The organism is Arthrobacter sp. B0316-1-20, assembly GCF_059091865.1.
In genome coordinates this window covers 1-4169 of the sequence record NZ_JBNHHC010000156.1, presented here as the reverse complement: position 1 = coordinate 4169, position 4169 = coordinate 1, and the positions used below count along the sequence as shown (strand labels likewise).

3 protein-coding genes and 1 pseudogene are annotated in these 4169 nt (G+C 68.1%); 2 read left to right on the top strand and 2 right to left on the bottom strand.

Annotation, left to right across the window (positions count from 1 at the left end):
- Window positions 1–73: 73 nt before the first annotated feature.
- Window positions 74–1339, top strand: a pseudogene (locus AC5RW2_RS40925) (AMP-dependent synthetase/ligase); the annotation flags it as partial.
- On the opposite strand, the gene AC5RW2_RS40920 reads toward AC5RW2_RS40925, so the two are convergent.
- Window positions 1327–2793 (bottom strand): DUF1461 domain-containing protein, encoded by a 1467-nt coding sequence (locus AC5RW2_RS40920; RefSeq protein ID WP_494030932.1) that lies wholly within the window; start codon window positions 2791–2793, stop codon window positions 1327–1329. The pseudogene AC5RW2_RS40925 and the gene AC5RW2_RS40920 overlap by 13 nt on opposite strands.
- 163 nt (window positions 2794–2956) lie before the next feature.
- The gene (locus AC5RW2_RS40915; RefSeq protein ID WP_494030931.1) at window positions 2957–3949 is read right to left on the bottom strand and encodes a stage II sporulation protein M; all 993 of its coding nucleotides are present in this window, start codon (window positions 3947–3949) and stop codon (window positions 2957–2959) included.
- 18 nt (window positions 3950–3967) lie between these two features.
- On the opposite strand from AC5RW2_RS40915, the gene AC5RW2_RS40910 reads away from it, so the two are divergent.
- Window positions 3968–4169 (top strand): 50S ribosomal protein L27 (locus AC5RW2_RS40910; RefSeq protein ID WP_494075287.1); only part of this gene is annotated, 202 nt, incomplete at its 3' end.

The following is a 4169-nucleotide window of genomic DNA, read 5'->3' as shown; positions in this document are numbered from 1 at the left end:
AGTCGCTCGGCGACCTCCGCGTCGAACATGCCTCGCAGCTTTACCGCTACTTTGCCGTTACTAATGCGCGGACTCGCTGGTCTACACCTCCGGCACCACCGGACGGCCCAAGGGCTGTGAGATCACCCACGCGAACTTCGCGCTGGTGGCGGTGAACGTGACGGAGTTCCTCGCCGAGCTGCTGCTGGCCCCCAACGCACGCAGCCTGATGTTCCTGCCGCTGGCGCACGTGCTGGCCCGCGCCGTCCAGGTCATCTGCATGGCCGCCGGCGTCAAGATGGGCCACACCGCCAATGCGGCCGAACTGCTCGAGGACCTCGGCACCTACCAGCCGACCTTCCTGCTGGCCGTTCCGCGCATCTTCGAAAAAATCTTTGCCGGCGCCCAGCAGAAGGCCCAGGCCGGGGGCAAGGCCAAGCTCTTCGACGCCGCCGTGGACACCGCGGTCAGCTACTCCCGGGCGCTGGATGCCCGCAACCGCGGGACCGGACGCGGACCCGGCCCCATCCTGCAGGCCAAGCGGGCGCTGTTCAACAAGCTGCTCTATCCCAAGCTGCGGGCGGTCTTCGGCGGCGAACTGGACTACGCCGTCTCCGGCGCCAGCGGGCTCAGCCCGCACCTGGCGCACTTCTTCCGCGGCGCCGGTATCAACGTCCTGCAGGGCTACGGCCTCACCGAAACCACGGCCCCCGCTTCGGTGGAGACCCCGAACCTGGTCCATGTGGGCAGCGTCGGCATCCCGGTTCCGGGAACCGCCATCCGGATCGAGGACGACGGCGAGGTGCTGATCAAGGGCATCGGCGTGTTCGCCGGCTACCACAACAATCCTCAGGCCAACGAGACTGCCTTCACCGACGGCTTCTTCCACACCGGGGACCTGGGCGAGCTGGACGAGGACGGTTTCCTGACGATCACCGGCCGCAAGAAGGACCTGCTGGTCACGGCCAGCGGCAAGAATGTCGCGCCGGAGCCGCTCGAAGAGAAGGTGCGCGAGCATCCCCTGGTCAGCCAGGCCGTCGTCGTCGGCGAAGGCCGGCCCTTCGTCTCGGCGCTGGTGACGCTGGACAGCGAGGCGCTGGCTTCCTGGGCCTCCGCGCAGCAGCTGCCGGCCCTCAGCCCGTCAGAGGCGTGCACCGACGCCCGGATCCTCGGCGAGCTGCAGCAGGCCATTGACGGGGCGAATGCCACCGTGTCCCGCGCCGAGCAGATCCGCAAATTCGTGGTGCTGGAGCGGGACTTCACGCTCGAGTCCGGCCATATGACTCCGACGCTCAAGCTCAAGCGCAATGTGGTGCTCGAGGATTTCGCCGCCGACGTGGAGAAGCTCTACGTCAAGTAGCGCTCCCGGGCCGCGCGCTGCGCTTCCATCGAACGGCGGCGGCGCTCCCGGGTGGGCCAGGTGAAGACCAGGGTGGTGACGGCTGTCATCAGCACCAGGGCACCGACGGCGATCCCCGCATCCATCCAGAACTGCGGCGGGAAGAGCCGGATCAGCGTGTCGCTGAAGCGGAAGCTCCACGTGCCTTCGGCGAAGAACACATTGTGCAGGGCGGTGAAGAAGACGTCCCAGGCCAGCAGTGCGACGGCGGCCAGGGCACCGATCAGCACGATCGTCGCTACCGACCCGGCGAAGAGCCCGCGCCGGATGCCGCCCTTGTACTTCCGGGCCAGGTAGACCGCCGCGATGATGCTGAAGACCAGCATCACGGTTGCCGCGACGAAGGACAGGGCCAGGACCCATTTCACGTCCTGCATGTGGCTGACCTCGGTGGGCAGGAACAGGTTGTCACCCTCGGCATTGACCACCTCGCCCAGATAGCGGGGCCCGGCCCAGTTCATGATGTAATCCAGGGCGTAGGAACCGTACGTCATCCGGTCGTCGATGCTGAAGCCGTAGGTGTCCACCGGGAAGCCGGGCCGGTGGTACTCGATCCACAGGAACAGCGGCGTGGTCAGCAGCCGGATGGCCCCGGCGACGAGCATGAACGGGAAGAAGACCGCCAGCAGGGTCTGCAGGATACGGCCGGCCAGCGGCTTGGCGCTGACTGCCTCCTCCCGCTCCGCCACCCGGCGGATGACCTCTTCCTCCGGCGGACGGATCGACAGCTCGGTTGTCTGCGGTGCCGGGTCCGCGCCGGCGCCGGCTGCCCGGCGGGGAGACGGGGCCGCGCGATCGGAGTCGGCTGAAGCGTCCGGGGCGGGCACCGCAGCGGAGGCTGCTACCGGCAGGCTCGCCGTCCCGGTTCCCGTTTCGGTTCCGGTCCCGGCTTCGGCGGTGCGGCCGGCCTCGGGTGTGGTGGTGTCCTCGTAACGCTTCAGGTCGGCCGGCATGGTGCCGGCCTTGCGCATGGGCAGGTTGTGCCGCTGGCGGATGGTGGCGGGGACGGCAGGAGCCGTTTCCGTGGCATCCTCCGTGAGGGCAGCCGGTTCCGGGGCAGCCTGTTCCGGTGCAACGTCCTTCGGCGCCTCCGGTCCCGGGACCTGCGGCTTCGCAGCCCTCGGTTCCAGGAACTCGGGCAGCGGGGCCCCGGCTCCGGACGCGCCGGCCCTGTCCTCGGCAAGCGGGAAGACCGCCGTGACCGGGACGTCGGCGGTCTGCGGTGTCACCGCCGCAGCACCTGCCGCAGCCTCCAGCTGCGCAAGCGCCGGATCATCCGCCGCGCCGGCTACCAGCGTCGCAGCGCTGAGCGGAGCGGTCCGGCCCTGGACCGCGGTCCGGTCCCGGTCGTCCGGCGCCGGTTCCGCCTCCTGGCGTCCCGGTACCTGCCTGGGGGCTTCTTCTTCGCGTGCCACTAATGCCTCTTTCGTGACGGTCGGAACGGACGAGTGCGGGCATGGACCGGCCCGCGCCGGTACTGCTTAGTTCGAGATTACCGGCCGGTGCGGGCCGAAACGTGCTGCCACCCCGTCCGGCGCCGCGATGATTCGAAAGACGCACCAACCAGCGGCACGCCGGTCAGGCCGTACGGATCCGGTCCCCGGCATCGGTGACATTCAGATCGCCGCGGTGACCGGCGTCGTACGCTTTTTTGCCCAGCAGCAACGTGTACACCCAGTACGCCGCGAACACCAGGAAACCGATCGCCAGCCGCAGCCACGCCGGCAGCGGACTCGGCGTCACGAACCCCTCCACCAGGCCGGAAACGAACAGCACCAGCACCAGGCCCAGCGCCACGGTCATCAGCGACCGTCCCTCCTCGGCCAGCGCGGTCAGCCGCGGCCGCGGCCCGGGGGCCACCCACGCCCAGAAGATCCGCAGGCCCGCGGCTGCCGCAATGAAGATCGAGGTCAGCTCCATGAACCCGTGCGGCAGGATGTAAATGAAGAACGTGTCCAGCTCGTCGAACGCCGCCATCAGGCCGCCGGCCATACCCACGCCCTGCGCATTCTGGTACAGCACCACCGGGACCCAAAGCCCGGTGATCCCGAACGCCACGCACTGCACGGCGATCCAGGCGTTGTTGGTCCAGACCGCACCGGCGAAGGAGGCGGCCGGGTTCTCCGAGTAATAGTCCACGAAGTCGGCCTCGACATACTGCCGGATCTGGGCATCGCTGCCCATGGCATTGACGACCTCCGGGGTCCCGGCCACCCAGGCGCCGAACAGCCAGGCGACGCCCACGAACAGCACGCCGATGGCCGCGGTCAACCAGCGCAGCCGGTAGAACGCAGCCGGCAGCGAATGGACGAAGAACACCGCAACGTCCTCCATGAAATTGGAGCGGGCGCCGGTGAACTTGGTCCGCGCCCGCGACAGGCGGGTGGACAACGACGCCGACAGGGCGCCTTCCGGAGCAATGGACCGGATCATCGACAGATGGGTGGAAGTCCGCTGGTAAAGGACGAGCAGTTCGTCCGCTTCCTCGCCGCTCAGCATCGGTTTTGCGGCCAGCTGGTCCAGGCGGTCCCAGTCCGCTTTGTGCACGGCGCTGAAGGCATCGATATCCACGCCTCTAGACTAGTTCACATGAGTTCCATCGTGACCGGCGAGGCCGTGGTCCTGGAGTTGCGCCCGGCAAGCTTTGCGGCGCGTGCCGTCAGCTGCATGATCGACGTGGCCGTCCAGATCGTGCTGGTGGTCGGTTTGGCAAATCAGATGGCACATAAGAAGGGTGCGAGCTCCACTCGCAATGGTCGCGATTCCAACGCACAGCGCCTTGGCGTGAAGC